General features: G+C 38.5%; 22 protein-coding genes and 1 tRNA gene. 5 read left to right on the top strand and 18 right to left on the bottom strand.

Annotated elements, in window-relative coordinates; translation table 11 throughout:
* Positions 1–14 precede the first annotated feature (14 nt).
* From ES711_RS03700 to ES711_RS03675, 6 genes are all read right to left on the bottom strand, one after another.
* Positions 15–1,151, bottom strand: a complete 1,137-nt coding sequence (locus ES711_RS03700; RefSeq protein ID WP_146890185.1) for a tetratricopeptide repeat protein — start codon at positions 1,149–1,151, stop codon at positions 15–17.
* A gap of 11 nt (positions 1,152–1,162) precedes the next feature.
* The gene (locus ES711_RS03695; RefSeq protein ID WP_146890182.1) at positions 1,163–3,832 is read right to left on the bottom strand and encodes a M56 family metallopeptidase; all 2,670 of its coding nucleotides are present in this window, start codon (positions 3,830–3,832) and stop codon (positions 1,163–1,165) included.
* 2 nt (positions 3,833–3,834) lie between these two features.
* Complete coding sequence (locus ES711_RS03690) at positions 3,835–4,197, bottom strand: BlaI/MecI/CopY family transcriptional regulator (protein ID WP_146890179.1); 363 nt, start codon at positions 4,195–4,197, stop codon at positions 3,835–3,837.
* 431 nt (positions 4,198–4,628) lie between these two features.
* On the bottom strand, positions 4,629–5,297 hold the full coding sequence (locus ES711_RS03685; protein WP_146890177.1) for a response regulator: 669 nt from the start codon (positions 5,295–5,297) through the stop codon (positions 4,629–4,631).
* Positions 5,298–5,303: 6 nt separating this feature from the next.
* Complete coding sequence (locus ES711_RS03680) at positions 5,304–7,334, bottom strand: tetratricopeptide repeat-containing sensor histidine kinase (RefSeq protein ID WP_146890174.1); 2,031 nt, start codon at positions 7,332–7,334, stop codon at positions 5,304–5,306.
* A gap of 146 nt (positions 7,335–7,480) precedes the next feature.
* Positions 7,481–7,660, bottom strand: a complete 180-nt coding sequence (locus ES711_RS03675; protein ID WP_146890171.1) for a hypothetical protein — start codon at positions 7,658–7,660, stop codon at positions 7,481–7,483.
* 370 nt (positions 7,661–8,030) lie between these two features.
* Here ES711_RS03675 and ES711_RS16545 point away from each other — a divergent pair, with 370 nt between their 5' ends.
* Positions 8,031–8,138 (top strand): transposase, encoded by a 108-nt coding sequence (locus ES711_RS16545; protein WP_262713415.1) that lies wholly within the window; start codon positions 8,031–8,033, stop codon positions 8,136–8,138.
* Between the two features lie 333 nt (positions 8,139–8,471).
* Here the strand turns inward: ES711_RS16545 and ES711_RS03665 are convergent.
* From ES711_RS03665 to dnaE, 5 genes are all read right to left on the bottom strand, one after another.
* Positions 8,472–8,545 (bottom strand) — tRNA-Asp (locus ES711_RS03665).
* 81 nt (positions 8,546–8,626) lie between these two features.
* Positions 8,627–9,556, bottom strand: coding sequence for a DUF58 domain-containing protein (locus tag ES711_RS03660; RefSeq protein WP_146890168.1), 930 nt, complete (start codon positions 9,554–9,556; stop codon positions 8,627–8,629).
* 257 nt (positions 9,557–9,813) lie between these two features.
* Positions 9,814–10,359 carry a ClpP family protease gene (locus ES711_RS03655; protein WP_146890165.1) on the bottom strand — a complete coding sequence of 182 codons (546 nt, stop codon included), beginning with the start codon at positions 10,357–10,359 and terminating at the stop codon, positions 9,814–9,816.
* A gap of 165 nt (positions 10,360–10,524) precedes the next feature.
* Complete coding sequence (gene trxA, locus ES711_RS03650) at positions 10,525–10,842, bottom strand: thioredoxin (RefSeq protein ID WP_146890162.1); 318 nt, start codon at positions 10,840–10,842, stop codon at positions 10,525–10,527.
* A gap of 249 nt (positions 10,843–11,091) precedes the next feature.
* Entirely contained in the window at positions 11,092–15,480 is a 4,389-nt protein-coding gene (dnaE, locus tag ES711_RS03645) for a DNA polymerase III subunit alpha (RefSeq protein ID WP_146890159.1), read from the bottom strand.
* Positions 15,481–16,112: 632 nt separating this feature from the next.
* Between dnaE and ES711_RS03640 the strand changes: the two genes are divergently transcribed.
* The 4 genes from ES711_RS03640 to ES711_RS03625 all read left to right on the top strand — a co-directional run bounded on the left by ES711_RS03640 (position 16,113) and on the right by ES711_RS03625 (position 19,422).
* Positions 16,113–16,682 carry a 30S ribosomal protein S16 gene (locus tag ES711_RS03640; protein WP_146890156.1) on the top strand — a complete coding sequence of 190 codons (570 nt, stop codon included), beginning with the start codon at positions 16,113–16,115 and terminating at the stop codon, positions 16,680–16,682.
* A gap of 205 nt (positions 16,683–16,887) precedes the next feature.
* Positions 16,888–17,415: a ribosome maturation factor RimM gene (gene rimM, locus ES711_RS03635; RefSeq protein WP_146890153.1), complete on the top strand. Its 528-nt coding sequence runs from the start codon at positions 16,888–16,890 to the stop codon at positions 17,413–17,415.
* Positions 17,416–17,442: 27 nt separating this feature from the next.
* A complete protein-coding gene (locus ES711_RS03630) occupies positions 17,443–18,177 on the top strand; it encodes a tRNA1(Val) (adenine(37)-N6)-methyltransferase (RefSeq protein WP_146890150.1) in 735 nt (244 codons plus the stop codon).
* A gap of 66 nt (positions 18,178–18,243) precedes the next feature.
* The gene (locus ES711_RS03625) at positions 18,244–19,422 is read left to right on the top strand and encodes an acyl-CoA dehydrogenase family protein (protein WP_146890147.1); all 1,179 of its coding nucleotides are present in this window, start codon (positions 18,244–18,246) and stop codon (positions 19,420–19,422) included.
* A gap of 128 nt (positions 19,423–19,550) precedes the next feature.
* On the opposite strand, the gene ES711_RS03620 is transcribed toward ES711_RS03625, so the two are convergent.
* The 7 genes from ES711_RS03620 to trmB all read right to left on the bottom strand — a co-directional run bounded on the left by ES711_RS03620 (position 19,551) and on the right by trmB (position 24,391).
* The gene (locus ES711_RS03620; protein WP_146890144.1) at positions 19,551–19,883 is read right to left on the bottom strand and encodes a 2Fe-2S iron-sulfur cluster-binding protein; all 333 of its coding nucleotides are present in this window, start codon (positions 19,881–19,883) and stop codon (positions 19,551–19,553) included.
* Positions 19,884–19,885: 2 nt separating this feature from the next.
* Positions 19,886–20,947, bottom strand: a complete 1,062-nt coding sequence (locus tag ES711_RS03615; RefSeq protein ID WP_146890141.1) for an NAD(P)/FAD-dependent oxidoreductase — start codon at positions 20,945–20,947, stop codon at positions 19,886–19,888.
* 157 nt (positions 20,948–21,104) lie between these two features.
* The gene (locus tag ES711_RS03610; protein WP_146890138.1) at positions 21,105–21,347 is read right to left on the bottom strand and encodes a NifU family protein; all 243 of its coding nucleotides are present in this window, start codon (positions 21,345–21,347) and stop codon (positions 21,105–21,107) included.
* A gap of 47 nt (positions 21,348–21,394) precedes the next feature.
* Entirely contained in the window at positions 21,395–22,531 is a 1,137-nt protein-coding gene (locus ES711_RS03605; protein WP_146890135.1) for an Mrp/NBP35 family ATP-binding protein, read from the bottom strand.
* Between the two features lie 227 nt (positions 22,532–22,758).
* A complete protein-coding gene (locus ES711_RS03600) occupies positions 22,759–23,088 on the bottom strand; it encodes an MGMT family protein (protein WP_146890132.1) in 330 nt (109 codons plus the stop codon).
* Positions 23,085–23,714, bottom strand: a complete 630-nt coding sequence (locus tag ES711_RS03595) for a LysE family translocator (RefSeq protein WP_170245232.1) — start codon at positions 23,712–23,714, stop codon at positions 23,085–23,087. Before ES711_RS03595 ends, ES711_RS03600 begins: the two co-directional genes overlap by 4 nt.
* Before the next feature lie 2 nt (positions 23,715–23,716).
* Positions 23,717–24,391 (bottom strand): tRNA (guanosine(46)-N7)-methyltransferase TrmB, encoded by a 675-nt coding sequence (gene trmB, locus ES711_RS03590; protein ID WP_146890129.1) that lies wholly within the window; start codon positions 24,389–24,391, stop codon positions 23,717–23,719.
* Between the last annotated feature and the right edge of the window lie 97 nt (positions 24,392–24,488).

The following is a 24,488-nucleotide window of genomic DNA, read 5'->3' as shown; positions in this document are numbered from 1 at the left end:
AAGCAGCCCCAAAACTATTCTGAATTCATGAATTTTTCTTCTCTAAGCTCCCGTAACCTGCTATCAGCGAAGTGGACAAACACACTTTTAGGAAAGCGCTCTCTAAACACCTCATAGGCCTTAATTTTGGCATCCCGATCTGCAAAATACTGGTCCTTTGTACGGGCTAAGAAAAAATTTGCCCGATCATCTTTGGGATCCTCAAGGATTGCTTTTTGCAACACAGCTATGGCTTCCTTGTATTTTTTCTGCTGATTCAACACCGTTGCCAAGGTGGTATATTCTACATTTAACGGCTGATCTAAAAGCAGCAGTGCCTCGGTAAGCCATTTTTCTGCGGCCGCGAAATCGTTTACCTTTTCATACAATTGGCCCAAAATATAAAGGTTGGTTGCGTTCTTGACATCAAAATTTACAGCTTGCTTGGCATGAAGAATCGCGTTTTCATAGTGTAGGTTTTCGGCATAACAGAAACTTAGTTTTTCGTGAATAAATTGAGAATTCTCGCCTAAAGCCAACAACTTTTCAAACCATTGTATGGCGATTTTATACTCCTGCTGCCAATAGAAATTGAGCGCTTTTAAACTGATAAGTTCTGGATTATTGGCATAACTCGCCAATCCGACATCAATATAATACAGTGATTTTTCATGATTGCGCTTGATTAACAGTTGCTTGGCAATTTTATGAATCGCTTTTTGATGGGTAGAGTCGAGTTGAAAAGCAGACTGAAACCGATTCATGGCAGTAGAATCTCCTTGCTGTTCTAATACCAATCCAAGTTCATAATGGTAATTTGGATTTTTATAGTCTAGATACACCAACGCGTTAAATAGGTCCTCAGCGGCTTTTAACTTTTTGTTTCGGGCCAGTAATTTTGCGTAATCATATTTAAGAAGTGCATCCTCAGGAAACGTCTGCGAGGCACTTTTATAATTTTTTAAAGCCTCGTCGTAATTACCAAGTGCCATGTAGGCTTTGGCCAATTTTTCATAGACATGCTCTTGCTGCTCAAACGACTTAAAGACGGTGATAGCCTGCGCATAATTGCCATGTGCATACAAACTGTCCGCAAGTTTTAAACTGACGTCTTGCGCCTGAAACGACCACGTGAGCAACATCACACTACATAAGTTAAGAACCTTGGGCATAGGGGTATGACTTAATTTTTAGCTTTAGGTGTGGTTACATTTACTTGAAATAAAATTGGTAAACTATAAGGTACAATTACCGCTTTCCCTCTTTGTTTGCCCGGTTTCATTTTTGGCAATAGTCCAATGACACGAATCGCTTCTTTCTCCATCTCTGGGTGTGTTCCTTTAGCTTTTATATCTCTAATAATGCCGTCCTGACCAATTTTAAATATCACCATGAGACGTTGTCTTCCTTCAAGACCCAAATCCTCAGCTAGATTAACATTAAAATTTTTGTTGACAAATTGACTAATTTCATCTGAGGTACATTGCTTACGCTCTTCCCTAGAACGGATGCTGTTACATGATGGAAAATATGGCGGTTCTTCAATTACGGCATAAGGAACTTCAAACAACTCTTTTGAAGGCATCTCGCGCAGTTCTTCAAGGTCATTACTATCTCCCACATCATTTTGAACCTGGAATAAAATTGGTAAACTGTAAGGCACCACTACTGCTTTCCCATTGTGTTTTCCGGGTGTCATTTTAGGTAATTCTTTTATCACACGGATTGCCTCTTTCTCCAATTCTGGGTGTGGCGCTCTCGCTTTTATATCTGTTATTGCACCGTCTTTACCAATTTTAAAAATCACACTGATACGTTGTCTCCCTTTTAGTCCCAATTCATCGGCCAAATTAATGTTGAAATTTTTATTGACAAATTGACTTATTTCATTTGAGATGCAAGTTTTTCGCTCTTTCTCAGTGCTAGTGTCACTACAAGCTGGAAAAAACGGCGCTTCGTCTACATGGGCAAAAGGCACTTCAGCACCTTCCGGATATATAATTCGCTCTGACTCCACTTCATTAACATCTTTTTCATCTTCCTTAAGTGTAAACAGGATAGGCAAACTATAAGGCACAGTTACCGTTTTGCCTTTATATTTTCCTGGCTTAAAATCAGGTAAAGACTGTATAACTCTTATAGCTTCCGCTTCTAAAGCCGGATGTGGCGCTCTTGCATAAACATCGACAACTTTACCTAGTGTATTTATTTTAAAGATGACACTAATACGTTGTCTCCCTGTTAAATTATGTTCATCTGCAATAGTCGTATTAAAGTTTCGAGCCACAAAAGTCGATATACTATCTCGTGTATTTTGCATGTTAGCTTCCTTTGATCCGGTGTTAGATGCACCGGCAAAAATTGGGATTTCATCGAGAGTTACAAAAGGCACTTCAACATCTTCAGAAGCAACATTTTGATTAGTCTTTTGTATTACAGCATCAGTGGCATCTAATAGTGTAGTCGTGTTGCCATCTGTAATTTTCAGCACCTTCAATTCATTCCTGTTAACTATAGAAGCTATTTTTTGCTTCCGCTTCTTTTGTTCTGCATCTGATAAATCATTTATATCCTCTACAACCAAACGAAGTTCTCCGTTACCTGCGGAATTCTCCCAAGCATCTTTCGCTTTTTGAGTTTTTTTATAGGCTATATACTCCTCATAGTTGTATTGTTTTTGCCCATAAAATTCCAAATCACGTTCCTCATCGGCACTAAGTTTTCCTTTTACCTTTTGTTTCTCCATTAATTTGGTGTGCTTGTATCTTAAAAGCGCTTGGGCTTTGGCAACGTCTTGCTTACTCTGCATATAATCCTCTCCGATGTCACCATAATTTTTATAGGCCTTGTAGTAATCCTCTGGAAGTTCGCTTAGGTCTTTAACAGCATTGTAGTAGTGATTTACAAGTTCTGGAAATGGCGTCTCCTGGACTACCAAATCATTTTGATCTAGAGGCAATACTTCCTTAATTTCACTTGCATAAGATGAAGTATACAACAACATGCCTATGACCATCGGAATTAAAAGAGCGTATTTAATAAGATGGATCTGTTTTGATTTTGTTTTGCTTAACATGACGATTCGTTTTTTGATTAATGATTGTTTGAAAAAGGGATTGATGAAGGAAATGTGCTGAGTCTCAAAAACCTGAGACAGCAGACTTTGGTAATAGGCTGATTTGCCTTTATATTTTACAGCTTTGGCATCGGCAATAAATTCGTGCAGGGTAGATACGCGACTTTGGTACATATACACTAGTGGATTAAACCAAAACACGATGCGCAAAACTTCCAAAATCAGCAAATCGATGCTGTGTTTCTCCTTAACATGAACAAGCTCATGCTGTACAATATGTTCTTTTTTGTCAGGTTCAATTGCGGTCCCTAGAAAGATGTAGTGAAAAAATGAAAAGGCTGCAGTACTATTTAATAGATACACAATTAATGCGTCTCCCTCCCATCGTTGTGGATTTTGATAGTAGAGCCTACTGATTTTAACAATCTTAACGATTAAAAGTAGTGTCGCCAATAGGATGCCAAGCCCCCAAACATACGTCCAAGAGAAACTCATGGCCTGATTAGAAATTTCCACTGCCGGCATCATTAAGGTGGCATCATTAAAGTTGGATGACACGTCGCCAATAATAACTTCAGGCAATCTGACCACCGCCGGTTCCGGAACAATGGCTCTAAAACTTTCGAATTTCAGAAAGGGCAAGAGCATAGATAATAGCGCAGTACCAAGTAAATAGGCCCGATTCCAATTAAAAAAAGTTTCCTTCTTTAAGAAGAGGTCATAAATGATCAGGAAGAACATCTGAAACGCGACGGTCTGTAAGATATAATGCAGCATAATTAATCTTCTTTAGAGTTGATTTCCTTGAGGATGGATTCCATTTCCTTTAAGCTGAGGTCATTCTTCTTCACAAAAAAGGACACCATACTTTTAAACGATCCTTGAAAGTAATTATCCACCAACATCGTGATGCTCTGGTTGCTATATTCCGTTTTTGAAACAATGGGGAAGTACAGATGCCCCTTGCCTTGCTTCTCATAATCTACAAAACTTTTACTTTCTAAAATGCGCACAATGGTAGATACGGTGTTATAGGCGGGTTTTGGGTCTGGCAACTCCTCAATTACCTCTTTTACATTGGCTTTTTTTAATTGCCAGAGCACATGCATAATCTCTTCTTCTGCTTTTGTAAGTTGTTTCATTTTTATAACTGCGCTTGTCGGTGGACAAACTTTATTGCAGGGGTTTTAATTAGAACTAAAAGATATAGAAATTAAGGGTTGAATTTATGCAACTCATTAACTTCCTGACGCTAATATAACTAAAATATTAGTTCTAACTAATTTTTTAGTTGTAAATTTTAAATGAGAGACGGATTTTTCATATAAAAAAGAAAACCTAATAACGCTCCAATGTGGACGGTTATTAGGTTGAGGGTCTTATGCTATTAAGGCAAAAAAAGGACTAAGAGGGATTAATTAATTGCTGTTGACTGGATAAATTTAAGTAAAGGAAATGACTTTAAGTTACGGGATATCCGTAATCTTTATACGTCAAAACCGTAATACTGAGTCGCACAGAGGGGTAATCGAATTTCTTGAGCCCAACAAAAGATGACATTTAACACGCTATATTACAGAAAGCCCATCTTTTTAGCTTCTTCAATCAAGGTTTCATCTTTCCCATCTTCAACAGAAAACAAAAGTTTGAGTTGGCGTTTGCGTTTTTCAATGGCACTCATCGATAAATTGATGTGTTCCCGCAAGGTAATGGTCCGAATACCTTGGGAAAGCAAATGCAGAATTTTCCTGTTGATATCATCTACATAAATATCTGTAGAAATGGATTTTTTAAGATAATTGCTCACCGTATTACTATAATAGGGCGGTGAAGTTAAAATATGCTGAAAAGCCTCGGCCAATTCGCTTGAAGTCAAATCGCTTTTAATCAAGAAGCCGTCTGGGTTGATTTCTTTTATGATGTTGTGCACCCTATACGATTCATTAAACATGGTCAAAATGACCACCTTGGCATTGGGCATCAGGTCACGGGTCAACTTGGCCAGATCTTCACCAGAGGTTATTTTCCCATCCGCTGAACTGGGCAAACTTATATCAAAAAAGCAAATATCATAAGGTTTCTCATTAGAAGCGCGTTGCAACAGTTCTTGGGCGGTATCACAATCGTTTGCAGTTTCTATTTGCAAAATTTGATCGTCATGCTTGGTGGCCATGAGTGTGTTTTCGTAACCTTCAATAATAATAGGATGATCATCTACCATTAAAATATGAATGTGTTGCATAGCTTTTTAAGTTGTATAGGGAATTTTTATTAGGGTTGTTGTGCCTTTATGAATCTCTGACTGAAATTGGACTGTTCCGTTTAGTTCTTTTACTCTTGAAGTAATGTTCTTAAGGCCTATGCCTTTTTTGCTTTTTTGTACATCAAAGCCAATACCGTCATCAGTAATGGATACGCAAATTACAGCTTTTTTAAGAGCCATACTAATATTTACCTGCTTTGCTTTGGCGTGCTTATAAATATTCTGAAGTGATTCCTGCACCATTCTATACAGATTGATTTTGGTTTTATTGGACACAGCTTCCCAATTGATATCATCTGTGAAATTAAATTCGCAGTTCATTTGATAAGCTTGGGTTTGGTTGTCAATCAGTTCAGATAATATATCTATAAAACCAGATCCAGATACGAAATCCGTATTTAAATCGTGTGATATTTTTCGGATGTCATCTTCAATAGTTTTGAGCTCAGTAATGTACTTAGATCGGACTTGCACGGCTTCTTTCCCTTGGTTAAAATTATAACTATCTAAACTTAAGCGGGTGCCAAACAAGCGTCCCAACACCCCGTCATGCAACTCTTGGGAAATCCGCTTTTTTTCTTCCGCACGCGCACCATCAACTTTGTCCTGCTGGGACAACATGAGATTGTAAATTTCTTCATTCACTTGTTGCTGCACTTGTCTGAATTTCAATTCCTTATTCTTGTTCCGTTGCGTAATGATGATATACACCATTATGGACGTCAGAAGCAACACTATGGAGCTGATAATCCACCACATTTTTTCAGTAGCCATCCGCTCATTTTCTAATTCTATTTGATCTGTTTCAAATTTTACCCGAGCAAATTTATTCCGGATGCCACGTTCATGATTTAAGAGGCTGTCACTCAACCTAATATGTTGATGCAAATACGCCTTGGCTTCCTCTCCAGATTTTAGTTCAGAAAGGATTAACATAGACTCCAATAAGATATCATTAGAGGAAATACTTTTGGCTATTGCGTAAGACTCTTCCGCATATTGTAAGGCCTGCTCCGTTTTTTCCATCCCCTTATAGAATTTAGCAAAATCTATCGCTACTGCCAATTTGGTCCTGGCATCATCCAAACTATCACTCAAATGGTAAGCTTGCTTAAACATTTGTTCTATGCCTTTGTAATCCTTGTCATTTGCAGCAAATTTTGTAAACGCAATATTTTCAAGAATCAATGGATAGAAACTTGGGTCATTAATAAATAAATCCTTATTGGCTAAAATTTGGTTATAAAGTTTTAATGCTTCTGACGTATTCCCCAATTTCCTCAGTACGAAAGCTTTATTGTGGATTGAATTGTAATAATTTGATCTTCCGTCCTTCATTTTGTTACTTACGGCGATCGCTTTTTCATGATATTCTAAAGACTTATCATAATATCCTAAATCCAAGGAGATATTTCCTAACCTATTATATAATATCCAACGCATTGAAAAATTAGTGTCATCACCTGGGAGGTCATCTAACGACCTTAGCGCTCTAATACATAATTCTTCACTGCCAAAATAATCGCGCTCAATGTATTGAATTAGGGAAAGGTTAGCCATTGCCTCAATCTTTCTTGAAACCTCACCAATTTTCTCATAAGTATCAATGGCATTGGTATAGTAAAAATAAGCACTATCATTTTGCATTTTAGTGGAATGATAGAAACCAAGATTATGATTGGCGATACCAATAACCAAGGTATCCTTAATTCTTTTGGAAATCGTAAGATTATTATGATTGATTTTTGCGAATGCATCATAATCTCCCATATACAAATAGGCCGTAGACAAAATTCTGTTACTATTTACCAGAAGACTATCCACTTCCAATCTTTTTGACAGCTCAGCCGCAAGAGTAGCATACTTAAGGCGATTTTCTAGAGAGAGCGAATTATTTTCAGCTAACTTACGAGCTTCTAAAACACGTTTATAAGATGATGATTTTAGAACGTCTTGCGCATAAGTAGACACAGATGGAAGATAAAATAGTAGCAGAAGAGCTAGGAGTCTAAACACGGGATAGGTTGATTAGGTTTTAAATTTAGAATAAATATTCTAAATCCATAGAATCTCTTCTCAATTTAATTGAAAATTCAAGGTTTATAACAACAAAAGCTCTTACCATTTAAAGTAAGAGCTGTTATTCAATATTATCATTAAGTTTATCCTCTGGTAGGAACTACAAACTGATCTCTAGAGTGCGCCAACAAATCATAATAAGGTTTTGTGGTATCTAGAGTATTGACTTCTTTCTGAAGGTCAGTTTTTTGAGGTGTCTTATCTGTTTGGCTAGAAACAGTTAAAAATAAGGCGAGTACTAAAGTGATTTTTAGAGTTTTCATTTTAATTAATTTTAGGAGTTATTTACAGTTTTTGATATTAATAATTGGGCATAAAAAATGCCATTCGAGGGAAGAATGGATTATTAATTTGGGGGTGTTACACCACTACTGTTGAGGGAGATTTGAGATCTTAAAATAAAATCTCAAGGAAAAATGGATCAAAACTCTGTATTTAAGCTCATTGATAACTCTTACAGAAATGCAAATATATTGCTATAAAGTTATTAACAAAAATATATGACAGAAAAATACTATATTTTCGATAAAATGCACGGGCGTTTAAAATTGCAAGGATTTTAGGAAAGAAAACTAGAGAAACGAATACTTAGAAATTTAAAATAGTCTCAAAAAGGGAAGGAAAAAAGAAACCATTTCAATCCATTATCAAAACATACTGAACTACTTTGACAATAGAAGCACCAATGCCTTTGCAGAATCGTTTAATGCCAAAATAAAAGCTTTTAGGACACTCCCATGAGCTATCGGGATCAGAGGGGTCAGGAACTTAGAATTCTTTCTATGTAGACAAACAACAATTTATGCATAATCCTAAAATCCCACAACTTTTCGACTTGATCCGTTTTTAGAGTTTCTAAAATAGCAAAAACCACCCCTAAAACAAAAAAGCATCCCGATTCTGCTATAAACAGAAAAGGAAAGCTTCTCATCGGAATACCAAATTGCTCTGGTATCACTACGTTTACCTAAACTTTCATTTAGATAAAACAACACAACTTCTTATTGTTCCCATGACGATGGGAATCTCGCCAAAAAAAGCCCCAAATTTCTTTAGAGCTTCTTAGCATTATTGCGGTCTGGACGGGACTCGAACCCGCGACCTCCGCCGTGACAGGGCGGCATTCTAACCAACTGAACTACCAGACCGTTGCGTTAATGCGAGTGCAAATATACACTGCATTTTCAATATCGCAAATGTTTTATGCAATTTTTTAAATAATTTTTTCATCACTTAAATTTCCCACGCTCTACCATGTATGTTGTCAGGATCTTATCAAAATTTTTGTTGATATCTGCCTCCACATATTTTATTTGATATTGGCCACATTTCAGACGTAGCGTGTCAAAATAAGAACTTACTGCCGCTTCGTAAGCTTCTTTTATCGTTTCAGGATACATGTTGATGAATGCTCCAGTTTCCACATCAACAAACTTTTTAGGCGTATTATCAAAACTGAAGGTGACTTCCTTTTCTTTATCAAACACATGAAACAACACCACTTCGTGTTTTTTATGCTTTAAATGCCGTAGCGCTTCAAAAAGCTTGCTGTCATCCGTACCTGTTTGGAACATATCCGTAAAAAAGAATATCAAAGATCTTCTATGAATTTTTTCGGCAATCTGATGTAAATAGGTATAGGTATCCGTTTGTTTTTGTAGTGGTTTCTCAGCAACGGTTTTACTTAATTCGCTCAACAACATCTGATGATGCCGTTCACTTCCCTTTTCTGGTGCATAATAATCATAAGCATCACTATAAATACTCATCCCAACCGCATCGCGCTGCTTTTTAAGGATGTGCATTAGGCTTGCTGATGCTAGGACTGCAAATGCAATTTTGTTCAGCTTAGCGATCGAAAATGAGGTCATTTCCGGATAATGCATAGAACTGCTGTTGTCAATAATCAAATGGCAGCGCAAATTGGTTTCCTCATCATAACGTTTGGTATAAAGCCTATCCGTTTTTGCATAGAGCTTCCAATCGATATGCTTGGTACTTTCGCCTTGATTATAGATTTTGTGTTCCGCAAATTCTGCCGAAAAGCCGTGGAACGGACTCTTATGCATCCCCGCAATAAAACCTTCCACGACCTGCTTGGCCAAGAGTTCGAGGTTTTTAAATCCTCCTGTTTTATTGAGTTCTGCCTGTAAGTTCATTGGATTAGATGTTAGACCGCTTTGCTTTTAGTATTAAGTATTAAGAATGGATGTGGCGTTAACAACCTGCTAGGTATTAATCAGAAGTTATTTTACTGCATTTTCAAATGAAAGATAAAAATGTCAAATCGAGTGTTTTTAAATACCCTGCAAAGAGCAGGGTATTTGAAAATTTATCAGGAATCTTTGATTTTCACCTATAGATTCCCAAAATATATTTAAAATGGTCCATTTCGGAATAAATACTCCAATGTATATTATTTCAAAATTTCGTCGACAATGCCATAAGCCACAGATTCATCTGCACCCATCCAATGGTCGCGGTTAAAGTCTTTCATCACTTTTTCCACCGTTTGCCCACAGTTTTCAGCTAATAAACGCGCGCTTAATTCTTTCGTTTTCAGAATTTCCTGAGCTGTTATTTCAATATCACTTGCCGGTCCGCGTGCACCACCACTTGGCTGGTGAATCATGACACGGGCGTGAGGTTGGATAAAACGCTTTCCTTTTTCGCCTGCAGATAATAAAATGGATCCCATTGAAGCTGCAAAACCAGTGCAAATTGTAGACACCTCACTTTTTAAAGATTTCATACAGTCATAAATAGCAAATCCTGAAGTGACATAACCTCCCGGACTGTTAATGTATAAATGAATGTCCTTAGTATCGATGGCATCCAAATACATCAAACGGTCAATAACATGTTTGGCTGATTTGTCATCCACTTGTCCCCAGAGGAACACTTTACGTTCTTCTATCAATTTGCTGTCAATAGCATCTTGTATTTTCTTCTTATCGCTCATTGTTTAAATTTTTTATCTAAATTAAAAAAAGGTTTACCATTACAGCAAACCTTTTATCATTTTATCTGATTATTCTATTCGGACTAACAGAAATCTATTCATGTATAAACTATTACCTCAGTAATCCGGCCTTTACAACAAATGTTTAATCTGTTAAAAAACGATCTATAAAAGTCCGTCAATTGCATCAGTGTAAGCATTTTTTGGCGCTACACCTACTTGTCTTCCTACAACTTCTCCGTTTTGGAATACTAATACTGTTGGGATGTTACGCACACCATACTTGGCAGCAAATTCTTGATTTGCATCTACGTCAACTTTTCCAACTAAAGCTTTACCTTCATACTCTTCACTAATTTGGTCAATGATCGGGCCAACCATTCTGCAAGGTCCGCACCAAGCTGCCCAAAAATCTACCATGACTGGTTTATCACTTTTTAAAACCATTTCTTCAAAGTTTGCATCTGTTATTTCTAATGCCATATTTTCTATGCTTTAATTTGTTTTACTTCAGTTTAATATACAAAATTAGTCAAAATTTTCAGCAATCCTTACACGCTTAACATTTGTTTTGGTTATCGTTGGATGTGTGATGCTTATGATAAACTAATGGGTTCATTTACTTGCCTTTCCGCCTTACTTGCCCGTCTATTAAAGCGGGTCTTATAATTGCAAAGGGTGCACCAAATAGGATACCACTGCAAACCCTTGTGTAACGTTTAACTAAATTACCTAATTCAGTTTATAATATACGTTTTGATTATTCAACTCGTCCAATAACTCTTGCGATATTTTTACTTTCTGTTTCCGACTCGGCATATGCAATTTCATCTTTTCTTCATTGTCGTAAACTACAAAGTTTAACGCGTGATTGCCTTCGTGCATTCGCAAAACGTCATCGAGTGCTTTAATTTTACTTTCTTTCAAATCTTTTATTTCCAATTGAATGGATAATTTTTTAGCGTAGGTATCCATCACGTCGTGGAGCAATTGGAAACTGGTAAACTGCAACCTCGGCTCACTCTTCTTTCCGGTATCCTTATTGGTCCACCCTTCCTTGACATATACTTTGACGTACACAAACGAACTTCTGACCAGAAAATGTCTAAACCTCAAATACTCTTCTCCAAAGATTCGGAACTCAAAACTGTCTGTATAATCTTCAATAGTAAACATCGCCCAGCCCTTACCCTGTTTGCTCACCCGATGCTCCACATTAGTTACCACCCCGCCAAAGGTCATTTCACGGTTCACGTAAGGTTCCAAGTTTGTGAAATGGGCCAAAGCAGCGTTGCAAAAAGTTTTCATTTCAATCCTAAAATCGTCCAAAGGATGTCCGGAAATGTAGATGCCGACCACTTCCCGTTCTTGAGCTAATTTTTCCATGGTGCCCCATTCTTCACAGGGCGGCACTAGAGGCTCGGCTATTTGAACATCACTTGCATCTCCAAACAAACTGACTTGAGCAGAATTCTCATTTTCCTGATGTTTATGGCCATACTTAATCGCTTTTTCCAAAAAGGTAATGCCATCCCCTTCATCCTGAAAATACTGGGCTCTATGCGTATCGGTAAAGCAATCAAACCCACCCGCCAAAGCTAGGTTTTCAAAAGCCTTTTTATTGGCAGCCCTCAAATCGACACGTTTGGCAAAGTCGAAAATCGACTTATAATTCCCATCTTTTCTTCTATTTTCTACTATGGTCATCACGGCGCCTTGGCCAACACCTTTAATGGCGCCCATTCCAAATCTGACCGCATAATCTTTATTTACTGAGAACTTATAATAGGACTCGTTAACATCTGGCCCCAATACATTCAACTTCATCCGCTTGCATTCCTCCATAAAAAAGGTCACCTGCTTGATGTCGTTCATATTATTACTCAATACCGCTGCCATATATTCTGCTGGGTAATGCGCTTTTAAATAGGCCGTTTGATAAGCAATCCATGCGTAACAGGTGGAATGCGATTTATTAAAGGCATAACTCGCAAAGGCTTCCCAGTCTTTCCAAATTTTCTCTAATTTTTTGGCATCGTGTCCCTTTGCAGCTGCTTGGGTAATAAATTGAGGTTTCATCTTGTCCAAAACCGCAATTTGCTTTTTACCCATGGCCTTACGCAAAACGTCGGCCTCACCCTTAGTAAACCCTGCTAATTTTTGGGACAGCAACATCACTTGCTCTTGGTAGACCGTAATTCCGTAGGTTTCCTTTAGATATTCTTCCATGGCAGGAAGGTCATATTCAATCTCTTCGTCGCCATGTTTACGTCTTGTAAAACTCGGAATATACTCCATCGGTCCAGGACGGTAGAGCGCGTTCATCGCAATTAAATCTTCAAAAACTGTTGGTTTTAATTCCTTAAGGTGTTTTTGCATCCCCGGCGATTCGTACTGAAAAACGCCTACAGTCTCCCCTTTCTGGAAAAGCTCGTAAGTGAGTTCATCATCTAAAGGAAAGGTATCCGGATCCAATACAATATCGTGCTTGGCCTTTACGATTTTAACCGTATCCTTAATTAAGGTCAATGTTTTTAAACCTAAGAAATCCATTTTCAGCAAGCCGGCATCCTCCACCACGGAGTTATCGAACTGGGTCACATATAAATCAGAATCTTTGGCCGTTGCTACCGGAACAAACTTTGTAATATCATCTGGGGTGATAATTACTCCACAGGCATGAATTCCCGTATTACGTACGGAACCTTCCAGCATGCGCGCCAAATTAACCGTTTCCGACTCTAAGCCAGTACCTTCAGCGATATTGAGGAGCTCGTTTACTTTTTCTAAATCTTCTGATCTAAATGCCTTACTTAACTGCTTTTCGTCATACCCGAAAATTTTGCCCAACTTGGACATGGTTGGGATGAGTTTTGCAATCCTATCCGCATCAAAAAGCGGCAAATCTAAAACTCTAGCAGTGTCTCTAATAGACGACTTTGCCGCCATGGTACCATAGGTGATAATTTGCGCTACTTGGCTACTGCCGTACTTTTTGATCACGTAGTCCATAACCCTACTTCGGCCTTCATCATCAAAATCAATATCAATATCTGGCATACTAACACGATCCGGATTAAGGAAACGCTCAAAAAGCAAATTGTACTTTAGGGGATCAATATTGGTAATCTTTAAACAATACGCTACTACGGAACCCGCCGCTGAACCACGACCGGGACCTACAGACACATCCATATTACGGGCTTCCCGTATAAAATCTTCAACAATTAAGAAGTATCCTGGATAGCCTGTATTTTCAATTACACTTAACTCGAAGTCGAGACGTTCTTTAATCTCATCCGTCAGTTCTGGGTAGCGTTTTTTAGCGCCTTCATAGGTCAGGTGACGCAAATAGGCGTTTTCGCCGCGCTTCCCTTTATCAAGAAGATCTTCTTCATGTTTAAATTCGTCAGGAATATCAAAAGCAGGTAATAAAACATCTCTTGCCAATTCAAAAGGCTCAATCTTATCAACCACATCCTGAATATTAGAAATGGCATCCGGCAAGTCCTTAAAGAGTTTTTTCATCTCTTCAGACGACTTGAAATAGTACTCTTGATTAGGCATTCCGTAACGGTAACCACGCCCACGACCTATTGGGGTTGCTTGCTTTTCACCGTCTTTTACACACAATAAAATATCGTGCGCATTCGCGTCTTCTTTCTTACAATAATAGGTATTGTTGGTAGCCACCATCTTGACCTCGTGTTTACGGGCAAAATCGATTAAAACCGGGTTCACCCGATTTTCATCCTCTTGGTTATGGCGCATTAACTCAATATAGAGATCGTCGCCAAATTCGGCTTTCCACCAAAGCAATGCTTCTTCTGCTTGATTCTCACCAACATTCAAAATCTTGCTCGGCACCTCTCCGTAAAGGTTCCCCGTGAGTACAATTAAATCTTCTTTGTACTGTTGAATCAACTTTCTATCGATACGTGGCAGATAGTAAAATCCATCCACAAAGGCATGAGAGGACAGTTTTGCTAAATTATGGTAGCCTCTTTTATTTTTTGCGAGTAACACAATTTGATACCCGTTGTCTTTTCTGCTTTTATCCTTATGATCTTCACACACAAAGAACTCGCAGCCCAAAACAGGTTTAATAATTTTTTCTTTTGGCGTTTCTCCCCGTTCTTCAGCAGTTTTATTCCGGACTTCAACCCCTCTATTATGGTTACTCACCGCTTTCATAAAATGAAAAGCACCCATCATATTGGCGTGATCTGTCAATGCTACCGCCGGCATGTTCTCCTTTGCCGCAGCTGCCACTAAATCAGCAATACTAATGGTAGATTGTAACACAGAAAATTGAGAATGGTTGTGCAAATGCGCGAACTCAACTTCTTTTAATTCTTTAATATTTTGAGCAATCTCCGTTTTAGACGGCTCATCTGCTTCTTGCAGGGCTTCAATCTGCTTTTTGATTTTAGCGCTTTCTGCCTTAAGATTGATATGTTTTAACCCAATTAGCTGAATGGTTGCTGGATTTTCACGAGTGAAATTTTCGAAATAATCTGACGGTGCATCTAATTGTTCAACGGTATATTCTTCACGTCTGACCAATTCTAAGAAACAACGCGTGGTTGCTTCCACATCGGCAGTGGCATTATGTGCTTCTGCAAAAGGTTGATGGAACAAAAATTGGTGCAGTTCCGTTAAAGTTGGCAATTTAAATTTACCGTAACGCCCTCCTGGCAATTGACACAAACTTGCGGTATGTTCTGTACAAGTATCCAAAACGGGAAGGTCCTGCAAAATGTTGTCAAGATTTTCACGGTGAAATTCCGCGCCCATGATATTCAAGTCAAACCCAACATTCTGACCCACCACAAATTTGGTTTTGGCCAAGGCGGCATTAAATTTCTCTAAGACTTCCGCCAACGACACCCCCTGTTGCTGTGCAAGTTCAGTGGAAATACCATGGATTTTCTCCGCATCATAAGGAATATTAAAACCTTCGGGTTTTACCAAATAATCTTGATGCTCTATACAATTCCCCATGTCATCATGCAATTGCCAAGCAATTTGTATGCATCTTGGCCAATTGTCAGTATCACTAAGGGGTGCATCCCAACGTTTCGGTAATCCTGTGGTTTCAGTATCAAAAATTAAATACATGCGGTGTAATCTGTAAGTTGTGAATTATTAAATAGTATGGTCGTTTCTTTCTGTAAAATCTGACAGTTATAATCAATCTGATAATATTTGCACACGTAGCTTCTGTAAAGGCTAATTAAACCTTATTGTATGGAGTGCCAAGTTGAAAAATTTACATGGACTGTAACGGATACAACTGAATATCAAAATTTTAAAATATAATTTTTTTCGAATGAAAAGTTTTTAAAATTACATATAATTAACGCCTTTTTGAAATGAAAGTTATGAACAGTTTGAATAAATGTGATGCCTTAACACCATCAACAATTCAAGTTAAACAGTTACACAATTTAGGTAAAGAACATATGTTTCAACTATACCTTCCGCAATGAACCCCTCTAGAATTACCAATTACAGACGGATTGCCAACCTCCCATCTCAGCTAACCTATTAATTTAAAGCGCGCTGTATGAATAAAGGACCCAGACCTACCCACGATGAAAACCTCATATTAAGGCTTCATTATTTGCAATAAACTATTCGAGAATACAAATTTTATAGTATCTTTGCGCCCGCCTGAAGGACATAAATTGTTTATGTCGGGCAGGCTCTTATTAATAATAGAGGTCGCGAACCTCACTAATTAATTATTTATGGCAGTAAAAATTAGATTACAAAGACGCGGAAAGAAAGGGAAACCTTATTTCTGGATTGTTGCAGCTGATGCACGATCAAAAAGAGATGGTAAATACTTAGAGAAAATCGGTGCTTACAATCCTACCACAAATCCAGCAACCATTGAATTAAATGTTGATGATGCTGTGAAATGGCTTCAAAATGGTGCACAACCTACAGATACGGCAAGAGCAATTTTGTCTTACAAGGGTGCCATGTTGAAAAATCATCTTGCAGGTGGTGTCAGAAAAGGGGCTTTAACTGAAGAGCAAGCAGAGGAGAAATTCGCAGCTTGGTTAGATGAAAAAGCAAACAAAGTAAACGCTAAGAAAGACGGTTTAGCAAAAGTGCAAGCAGATGCTAAAGCTAAAGCTCTTGAGGCTGAAAAAGAAGTAAATGCAAAGCGTGAAGCTGAAGCTGCAAAGCTTGTTGCTGACGCGGAAGCTGCTGATGCGGCTGCAAATGCTCCTGCTGAAGAAGCAACAGATGTTGAAGCTACTACTGAAGAAGCTCCAGCTGATGACGCTGAAACAAAAACAGAAGAATAAAGAATTTATTTTTTATACTTTTAAACTCCGATATGACCTATCGGAGTTTTTTTGTGAAATAGCATTCTTTTTTGAAGAAAAAAGAAGGCGTAATTAAACAAATCCCGACTTTTGGCGGGAACTTATTATTAATTTTGCACAGTCTCTCTTATAAGAAGGACTTTGTTGTTTGCATTAAAAGAAAGACTTAACAAATAAATGATCCATGTTAAAAAAAGACTGTTTCTACGTTGGTAAAATTGTAAAAAAATACAGTTTTAAAGGAGAATTATTGATAAAACTAGATACGGATGAACCGGAAATCTATGAAGATATGGAGTCGGTATTTGTAGAGCTTCGTAATAATTTGGTACCCTTTTTTATCGAATCTTCCCAGTTGCACAAATCAGAATTACTCCGCATAAAATTTGAAGATGTAGATACGGAGCAGGATGCGGATGCGCTATTAAAATCTGACATTTATCTGCCTCTAGAATTTCTTCCAAAACTTGAAGGCAATAAATTTTATTTTCATGAAATTATAGGGTTTACCGTTGAGGATGTCAATTTTGGAACGGTGGGCATTGTAAAATCTGTGAATGATTCTACGGCGCAAGCACTATTTGAAATTGATTGTGATGGTATCGAAATCTTGATTCCGCTTAACGATGCTTTTATCAAAAAGGTGAATAAAGAACAAAAATTAATTGTGGTAGACACGCCTGAAGGTTTAATTGATCTTTATCTTCAATAGAACTGCAAGAGCCAAGAACAAAGACCAATGGAAATGACTTTCAAATTCAAACAATTCACAATTAATCAAAACCGGTGTGCCATGAAGATTGGTACTGATGCGGTGTTACTGGGCGCGTGGACTTCTCTGGAAGCGAATCCATTTTCTATACTAGATATTGGCGCAGGCACCGGCGTTCTTGCGTTAATGATGGCTCAGCGGAGCTCAGCTGAACTCATTGATGCCATTGAAATTGATGACGCAGCCTATGAGCAATGTGTAGACAATTTTGAACAGTCGCCTTGGGCTGACCGCTTGTTTTGCTACCATGCGGCTTTAGATGAATTTGTAGAAGATTTATTGGATGAAGAGTCTGGGATGGATGACACTTATGATTTGATTATATCCAATCCGCCATTTTACACCGATACTTACAAAAGCGATGATGAACAACGCGATATGGCTCGGTTTGCTGATGCCCTGCCCTTTAGACAGCTTATCGAAAGTGTGGCAAAAATACTTTCTGAACAAGGCCGATTTTCTGTAATCATTCCATTTTCAGAAGAGAAAAATTTTATAGTGCTGGCTTCTAAAGAACACCTCTACCCGCAACGAATTCTAAGAGTGAAAGGGACGCCGGACTCCGAAATAAAACGCAGTTTAATCGAATTTTCGTTCGAGGAATCGACTGTCCATCCTAAGGAACTGATCATCGAAACTGCCAGACATCAGTACACTGAAGATTATATTGCCCTAACGGAGGACTTCTATCTCAAAATGTAAATTTAATATTGGCAACTGATAACGATTTCGTTACTTTTGTGTTTGACTAAAATTAAACTTAATAGCATGAAGCCAGATTTGTTCCAAGCCCCAGATTATTACAATATTGATGAGTTACTAAATGATGAACATCGTTTGGTACGTGATGCCGCAAGAGAATGGGTAAAACGCGAAGTATCGCCAATTATTGAGGAATATGCCCAAAAAGCAGAATTCCCAAAACAAATCATCAACGGACTTGCTGAAATTGGGGCCTTCGGACCTTATATTCCTGCAGAATATGGTGGTGCCGGACTTGACCAAATTTCTTACGGATTGATCATGCAAGAAATTGAGCGTGGCGATTCTGGCGTAAGAAGCACGGCCTCCGTTCAATCTTCTTTAGTGATGTATCCAATTTGGAAATACGGTGACGAAGCACAACGTCAAAAATTCTTACCAAAGTTGGCTAGTGGCGAATGGATGGGCAGTTTTGGACTAACGGAGCCTGACCACGGCAGCAACCCTGCGGGAATGACTACCAATTTTAAAGACATGGGCGACCATTACCTTTTAAATGGTGCAAAAATGTGGATTTCCAATGCGCCGTTTTGTCAAGTTGCTGTAGTTTGGGCTAAAGATGAATCAGGACGTATACACGGCTTAATTGTAGAGCGCGGTATGGAAGGTTTTACGACTCCGGAAACACATAACAAATGGTCGTTAAGAGCTTCGTCAACTGGCGAGCTCATTTTTGATAATGTCAAAGTTCCTAAAGAAAATTTATTGCCAAACAAATCAGGCTTAGGCGCACCACTTGGTTGCTTAGATTCTGCCCGTTATGGTATTGCTTGGGGAGCAATTGGCGCTGCGATGGACTGTTATGATACAGCATTAAGATACAGTAAAGAACGCATGCAATTTGGCAAACCAATTGGCCAGTTCCAATTGCAACAAAAAAAATTGGCTGAAATGATTACTGAAATCACCAAAGCACAATTATTAGCGTGGCGCTTAGGTGTGATGAGAGAAAACGGCACTGCCACCTCAGCCCAAATCTCCATGGCAAAACGCAATAATGTGGATATGGCGATCACCATTGCACGTGATGCACGTCAGATGTTAGGCGGGATGGGAATTACTGGCGAATACAGCATTATGCGCCACTCTATGAATCTAGAAAGTGTGATTACTTATGAAGGTACGCATGACATCCACTTATTAATTACCGGATTGGATATTACAGGCTTAAACGCTTTTAAATAAAAGTAGTTAACTTAGAAATTAGCTGATTTAAATAAAATCTCTTTGGATAAAACTAAAAATGCTTCTCATCAGAGAAGCATTTTTTATTTCAATATAAAATAGGAAAGTCCTAACTTCAACTAGTTCCTCTAAGATTCAGGAGCCAATATCACTTCTAAGCCCTGCATTTCAGGAGTCATCTGAATTTGACAGCCTAATCTAGAATTGTCCTTTACATAAAATGCTTCAGACAGCATGGCTTCTTCATCATCTTGCATTTCTGGAAGTACGGTATCACTCACCACATAACATTGGCAAGAAGCGCACATGGCCATTCCGCCGCAAACACCGATAGTGCCTTCAGGAGCGAGTTCGTAGCTTCTAACCACTTCCATGAGATTCATAGCCATATCGGTAGGTGCGTCAATAGCATGTACAACACCCTCCCTATCCGTGATTTTTATACTAATATCTTGTTCCATTTTTAATCGATTGCTTTAACCACTTGCTTTGGCGCTTCTTTACGCGTCCCATCAAATCCATTGACTCCACTAACGGTGGTGTATTTTAACACATATTTTTTACCCGGATTGATAATCTGATAAGCCGCTTGGCACATTAAGGTTGCCTCATGAAAGCCGCACAGAATCAATTTCAATTTCCCCGGATAAGTGTTCACATCGCCAATGGCGAAGATCCCTGGAATATTTGTTTGATAATCTAAAGCGTTATTGACCACGATGGCATTCTTTTCTATTTCAAGTCCCCAATTGCCAATAGGTCCCAATTTAGGAGACAATCCGAACAATGGGATAAAGTGATCACACGCCACCTCAAATTCCTTTTCGATATTTTTAGATTGCGCCACAACCACTGCTTCCACTTTATGATCTCCTACAATATTGATCACTTCAGCTGGGGTAATCAGATTTATTTTACCTTGGTTTTTAAGTTCCTGAACTTTGTCCACAGAATCTAAAGCCCCTCTAAATTCATTACGACGATGGATCAGTGTGACCTCAGAAGCGATATTGGATAAAAAGATGCTCCAATCTAAAGCAGAATCGCCACCACCAGAAATCACCACACGTTTGTCGCGATACATTTCAGGATCCTTTATAAAATACTCCACACCTTTGTCCTCAAAAGAACCAATGTTGTCAATTAAGGGCTTGCGCGGTTCAAAACTCCCTAAACCACCTGCAATTGCAACTACTGGCGCCTGGTGTTTGGTGCCTTTGTTCGTCGTCACAATAAAACTACCGTCGTCTTGTTTTTCAATTGTTTCTGCACGCTCTCCCAAGGTAAATCCAGGTTCAAACTGTTTACATTGCTCCATGAGATTATTGGTCAGGTCCCCCGCCAAAATCTCAGGAAACCCTGGAATATCGTAAATTGGTTTTTTAGGATAGAGTTCTGAACATTGCCCTCCAATTTGGGGTAAGGCATCAATAAGATGGCATTTTAATTTTAATAATCCGGCTTCAAATACAGCGAACAAACCTGTTGGTCCGGCACCTATAATAAGTATGTCTGTTTTAATCATATAATAGACCCAAAAAATGGGTAACTCATTTAATTCAACTTCATTTTAGTACACAAAAATCCAATTAATGCGGTTTAAATGATATGATATTAATCATATTGAGTATTAAATCGGATTGCTGCGAAGCTCCTTAATTCATCCAATAAAACGATAAAAATTAAGCTTCCACATTGATGACGTGCTCAATTTGTGGCGCGTATTTTTTGATGGTCATTTCAACGCCCGACTTTAAGGTCATTTGGTTGACGGAACACCCTACACAAGCACCTTCTAACTGCACTCTGACCAGATTGTCATTTTCAATGGACAACAAGGCAATATCGCCACCATCACTTTGAAGAAAAGGACGTATTTCATCAAGTGCCTTTTCAACATTTAATCTCAATTCTTCAGTTGTCATGTTTATCATTTTAAGGTAGTAACAAAACTATATTTCAGTTTTGTCGTTTATTTCTTTACTGCTGAACAACCAGCCATTGTAGTAATTTTAATTGCTTCGGTAGGTGGCAAATCGTCATTACGTCTCACGACTTCCTGCACAACATTTTGGGTTATTTTTTCAAAAGCGGCTTGCAACGGTGTCGCGGTTTGCATGGCTGCAGGACGACCAACATCCCCAGCCTCCCGAATACTTTGTACCAAAGGAATTTCGCCTAAGAAGGGCACTTTTAAGTCTTCAGCCAAGTGTTTGGCACCTTCTTTCCCAAAGATATAATATTTGTTTTCTGGCAATTCTTCAGGGGTAAAATAGGCCATATTTTCAATGATTCCTAACACAGGAACATTAATGCTTTCCTGCTGAAACATGGCAACACCCTTCTTAGCATCAGCTAGCGCGACGTTTTGAGGTGTACTGACAATGACTGCTCCGGTTATAGGCAAGGATTGCATGATACTTAAGTGAATATCTCCGGTTCCTGGTGGCAAATCGATCAACATAAAGTCCAATTCTCCCCAATGCGCATCAAATATCATTTGATTTAATGCTTTTGCAGCCATTGGTCCACGCCAAACCACCGCTTGGTCAGGTTGTGTAAAGAACCCTATAGATAAAATCTTTACCCCATAGTTTTCAACTGGTTTCATTTTAGATTTCCCCTCAATAGTGACGGCCATAGGACGCTCTTTTTCGACATCAAACATGATAGGAATCGAAGGCCCGTATATATCGGCATCAAGAATACCAACTTTGAACCCCATTTGAGACAGAGTCACTGCCAAGTTTGCAGTTACGGTCGATTTCCCAACACCGCCTTTACCAGAGGCAACCGCCACGATATTTTGAATGCCAGGAATGGCTTTCCCTTTGATGCTATTGGCTAAAGATTTTGCAGGTGCATCCACTTTAATATTAACTGTAATCTTGGCTTTTTCATAAACCTTCTCATGAATGGCGCGCATGATTTCAACTTCCGTTTTCTTTTTAGCTTGAAGTGTCGGATTGTTTATAGTAATATCAACAATAACCTCGTCAGCAAAAGTAACCACGTTTTTCACCGCTCCGCTTTCTACCATATTCTGACCTTCACCAGGAACAGTAATACTTTCTAACGCTTTATATATATCTTGTTTGTGTAATTTCATGTGTTCTGAGATGCTAAAAAATGAAAGCTCAAAAAACGCTATTTCAATTCGTTTTGAAGTGCTTTCATTATATTAATTAAGAATCATTCTAAAGTGCAAATATAATTAATATAGATGGAAGAAGGAAGTTAGAAGCGCGAAGATTTCAATGGGAAGATTGAGGAATTCTATCGATTATATCTAAACTGACACGACACTACACTACTAAAATTCAGAAGCTTGAATTCCTATAACTCTTTGCGTGGATCCCAAAATACGGCCTCAAATTGTTGCACTTGATTTTCTTCTACAACAATCCCTTCACTTTCTAACAGTTGCTGCATCAAATTTGTACCTTCAAAATGATGTTTACCGGTCAACAATCCTTTTCTATTTACGACACGATGGGCAGGGACATCCTTTGAGACTGAACCAATTAAGGCATACCCTACCATTCTCGCACTTCTGGCTGCTCCTAAATAATTGGCAATGGCACCATAGCTGGTCACGCGTCCGAAAGGAATTTGCTTTGCTACGGCATAAACTTTATCAAAGAAGTTTAGGGTTTCCGGCTTCATATTTCCCTTAAAATATTGATTAAGGTCACAATGGCGATAATTCCCGTGATGGAGCCGATAATGTAGTTCATATTCCGTTGCGAGGTCAAATTTTTATTTTTGATTTTATCGAAGAAGAAAATGTACATATACAACATTACAAAAGTGCCGCATACTGCTCCAAAAACATACGAAATAATCATTCCGGTATTAAATTCCAGCCATCCAAATGAGGCTAGGGTGATGGTCATATAAGCTTGATAGGGAATTGGGAATACATTGATGGCAGAAAGAAACATACCGTGGAAAAATCGGCTATGCTTACTTTTGGATTCCCGATCAATTTCCGATTTGGAAGTCGCTTTGGCAATCAGTAAATAATACACCGTAATCAGTATAAAAATCACCAATGCAACCCGATGCAGCACTTTGACAACATCTGGGTGATAGGTGAGATACCGCGCAAACATGGCGGCAATATAGGTTTGAGCAAAAACAATTACACAAACACCAATAGAAAACATAATGCCTCTAACATGACCCTCTTTGAGACTAATTTTTGCAGCAGTCATATTCAGTAATCCCGGAGGGATCACACCAACAAGGGCGATGATCATCCCGAGAATAAATATGACAGTAATATTCAAAATTATTTGATTTTAAACCTAATATAGGTAATTGCTTTATTCTTTTCTAAGTACTGACCTTCATAATAGGTTTGTATTTCAGTAACTTCAGCAGGGCTTCCTTCTTGCTTATAGACATTGTGATTGGCGTAAAGCACCTCGTGCCCTGCCCCGTGGAGCAAGCCTAAAGTGTAGCCATGCATAAATTCGCTGTCCGTTTTTAAATGCACCACACCTTCAGGTTTTAAGATGGATTTGTAACGTTCTAAAAACGCTGCATTGGTCATACGGTGTTTCGTTCGCTTGTATTTTATTTGCGGATCTGGAAAGGTAATCCAAATTTCATCCACTTCATGTTCGCCAAAAGCATGATCAATAAGCTCTATTTGCGTTCTTAAAAAGGCCGCATTAGGAATGCCGTCTTCAACCGCTGTCTTTGCACCTCTCCAAAATCGTGCACCTTTAATATCAATACCGATGAAATTTTTATGAGGATAACGTTTGGCCAGTTCAATAGTATACTCGCCCTTACCACAACCAAGTTCCAACACTAGCGGATGGTCATTTTTAAACACATCTGTATTCCAATTGCCTTTTATTGGAAACTCACTAGTAACCAACTCATCTCGTGTTGGCTGATAAACGTTGGAAAACGTTTCATTTTCTCTAAATCTTTTGAGCTTATTTTTACTTCCCACTTTGTAATTGTTTCAGGTTTTCTATTGAAGGTTTCGAGCATGAACTTTATTCAAAACACTCGTTCTTTAAGAGTTGGCAAAATTAAGGAAATATATG

This window comes from Gelidibacter salicanalis, assembly GCF_007997285.1.
Lineage (GTDB): Bacteria > Bacteroidota > Bacteroidia > Flavobacteriales > Flavobacteriaceae > Gelidibacter > Gelidibacter salicanalis.
Note: the sequence above shows the minus strand (reverse complement) of the source record. Positions and strands in the feature narration are given on the sequence as shown.

Bases quoted from the DNA above. Each gene is read 5' to 3' on its own strand.
- ES711_RS03700 (WP_146890185.1), bottom strand. From the start codon at position 1,151: ATGCCCAAGGTTCTTAACTTATGTAGTGTGATGTTGCTCACGTGGTCG.
- ES711_RS03695 (WP_146890182.1), bottom strand. From the start codon at position 3,832: ATGCTGCATTATATCTTACAGACCGTCGCGTTTCAGATGTTCTTCCTG.
- ES711_RS03690 (WP_146890179.1), bottom strand. From the start codon at position 4,197: ATGAAACAACTTACAAAAGCAGAAGAAGAGATTATGCATGTGCTCTGG.
- ES711_RS03685 (WP_146890177.1), bottom strand. From the start codon at position 5,297: ATGCAACACATTCATATTTTAATGGTAGATGATCATCCTATTATTATT.
- ES711_RS03675 (WP_146890171.1), bottom strand. From the start codon at position 7,660: ATGAAAACTCTAAAAATCACTTTAGTACTCGCCTTATTTTTAACTGTT.
- ES711_RS03660 (WP_146890168.1), bottom strand. From the start codon at position 9,556: ATGAACTTACAGGCAGAACTCAATAAAACAGGAGGATTTAAAAACCTC.
- ES711_RS03655 (WP_146890165.1), bottom strand. From the start codon at position 10,359: ATGAGCGATAAGAAGAAAATACAAGATGCTATTGACAGCAAATTGATA.
- trxA (WP_146890162.1), bottom strand. From the start codon at position 10,842: ATGGCATTAGAAATAACAGATGCAAACTTTGAAGAAATGGTTTTAAAA.
- dnaE (WP_146890159.1), bottom strand. From the start codon at position 15,480: ATGTATTTAATTTTTGATACTGAAACCACAGGATTACCGAAACGTTGG.
- ES711_RS03640 (WP_146890156.1), top strand. From the start codon at position 16,113: ATGGCAGTAAAAATTAGATTACAAAGACGCGGAAAGAAAGGGAAACCT.
- rimM (WP_146890153.1), top strand. From the start codon at position 16,888: ATGTTAAAAAAAGACTGTTTCTACGTTGGTAAAATTGTAAAAAAATAC.
- ES711_RS03630 (WP_146890150.1), top strand. From the start codon at position 17,443: ATGGAAATGACTTTCAAATTCAAACAATTCACAATTAATCAAAACCGG.
- ES711_RS03625 (WP_146890147.1), top strand. From the start codon at position 18,244: ATGAAGCCAGATTTGTTCCAAGCCCCAGATTATTACAATATTGATGAG.
- ES711_RS03620 (WP_146890144.1), bottom strand. From the start codon at position 19,883: ATGGAACAAGATATTAGTATAAAAATCACGGATAGGGAGGGTGTTGTA.
- ES711_RS03615 (WP_146890141.1), bottom strand. From the start codon at position 20,947: ATGATTAAAACAGACATACTTATTATAGGTGCCGGACCAACAGGTTTG.
- ES711_RS03610 (WP_146890138.1), bottom strand. From the start codon at position 21,347: ATGACAACTGAAGAATTGAGATTAAATGTTGAAAAGGCACTTGATGAA.
- ES711_RS03605 (WP_146890135.1), bottom strand. From the start codon at position 22,531: ATGAAATTACACAAACAAGATATATATAAAGCGTTAGAAAGTATTACT.
- ES711_RS03600 (WP_146890132.1), bottom strand. From the start codon at position 23,088: ATGAAGCCGGAAACCCTAAACTTCTTTGATAAAGTTTATGCCGTAGCA.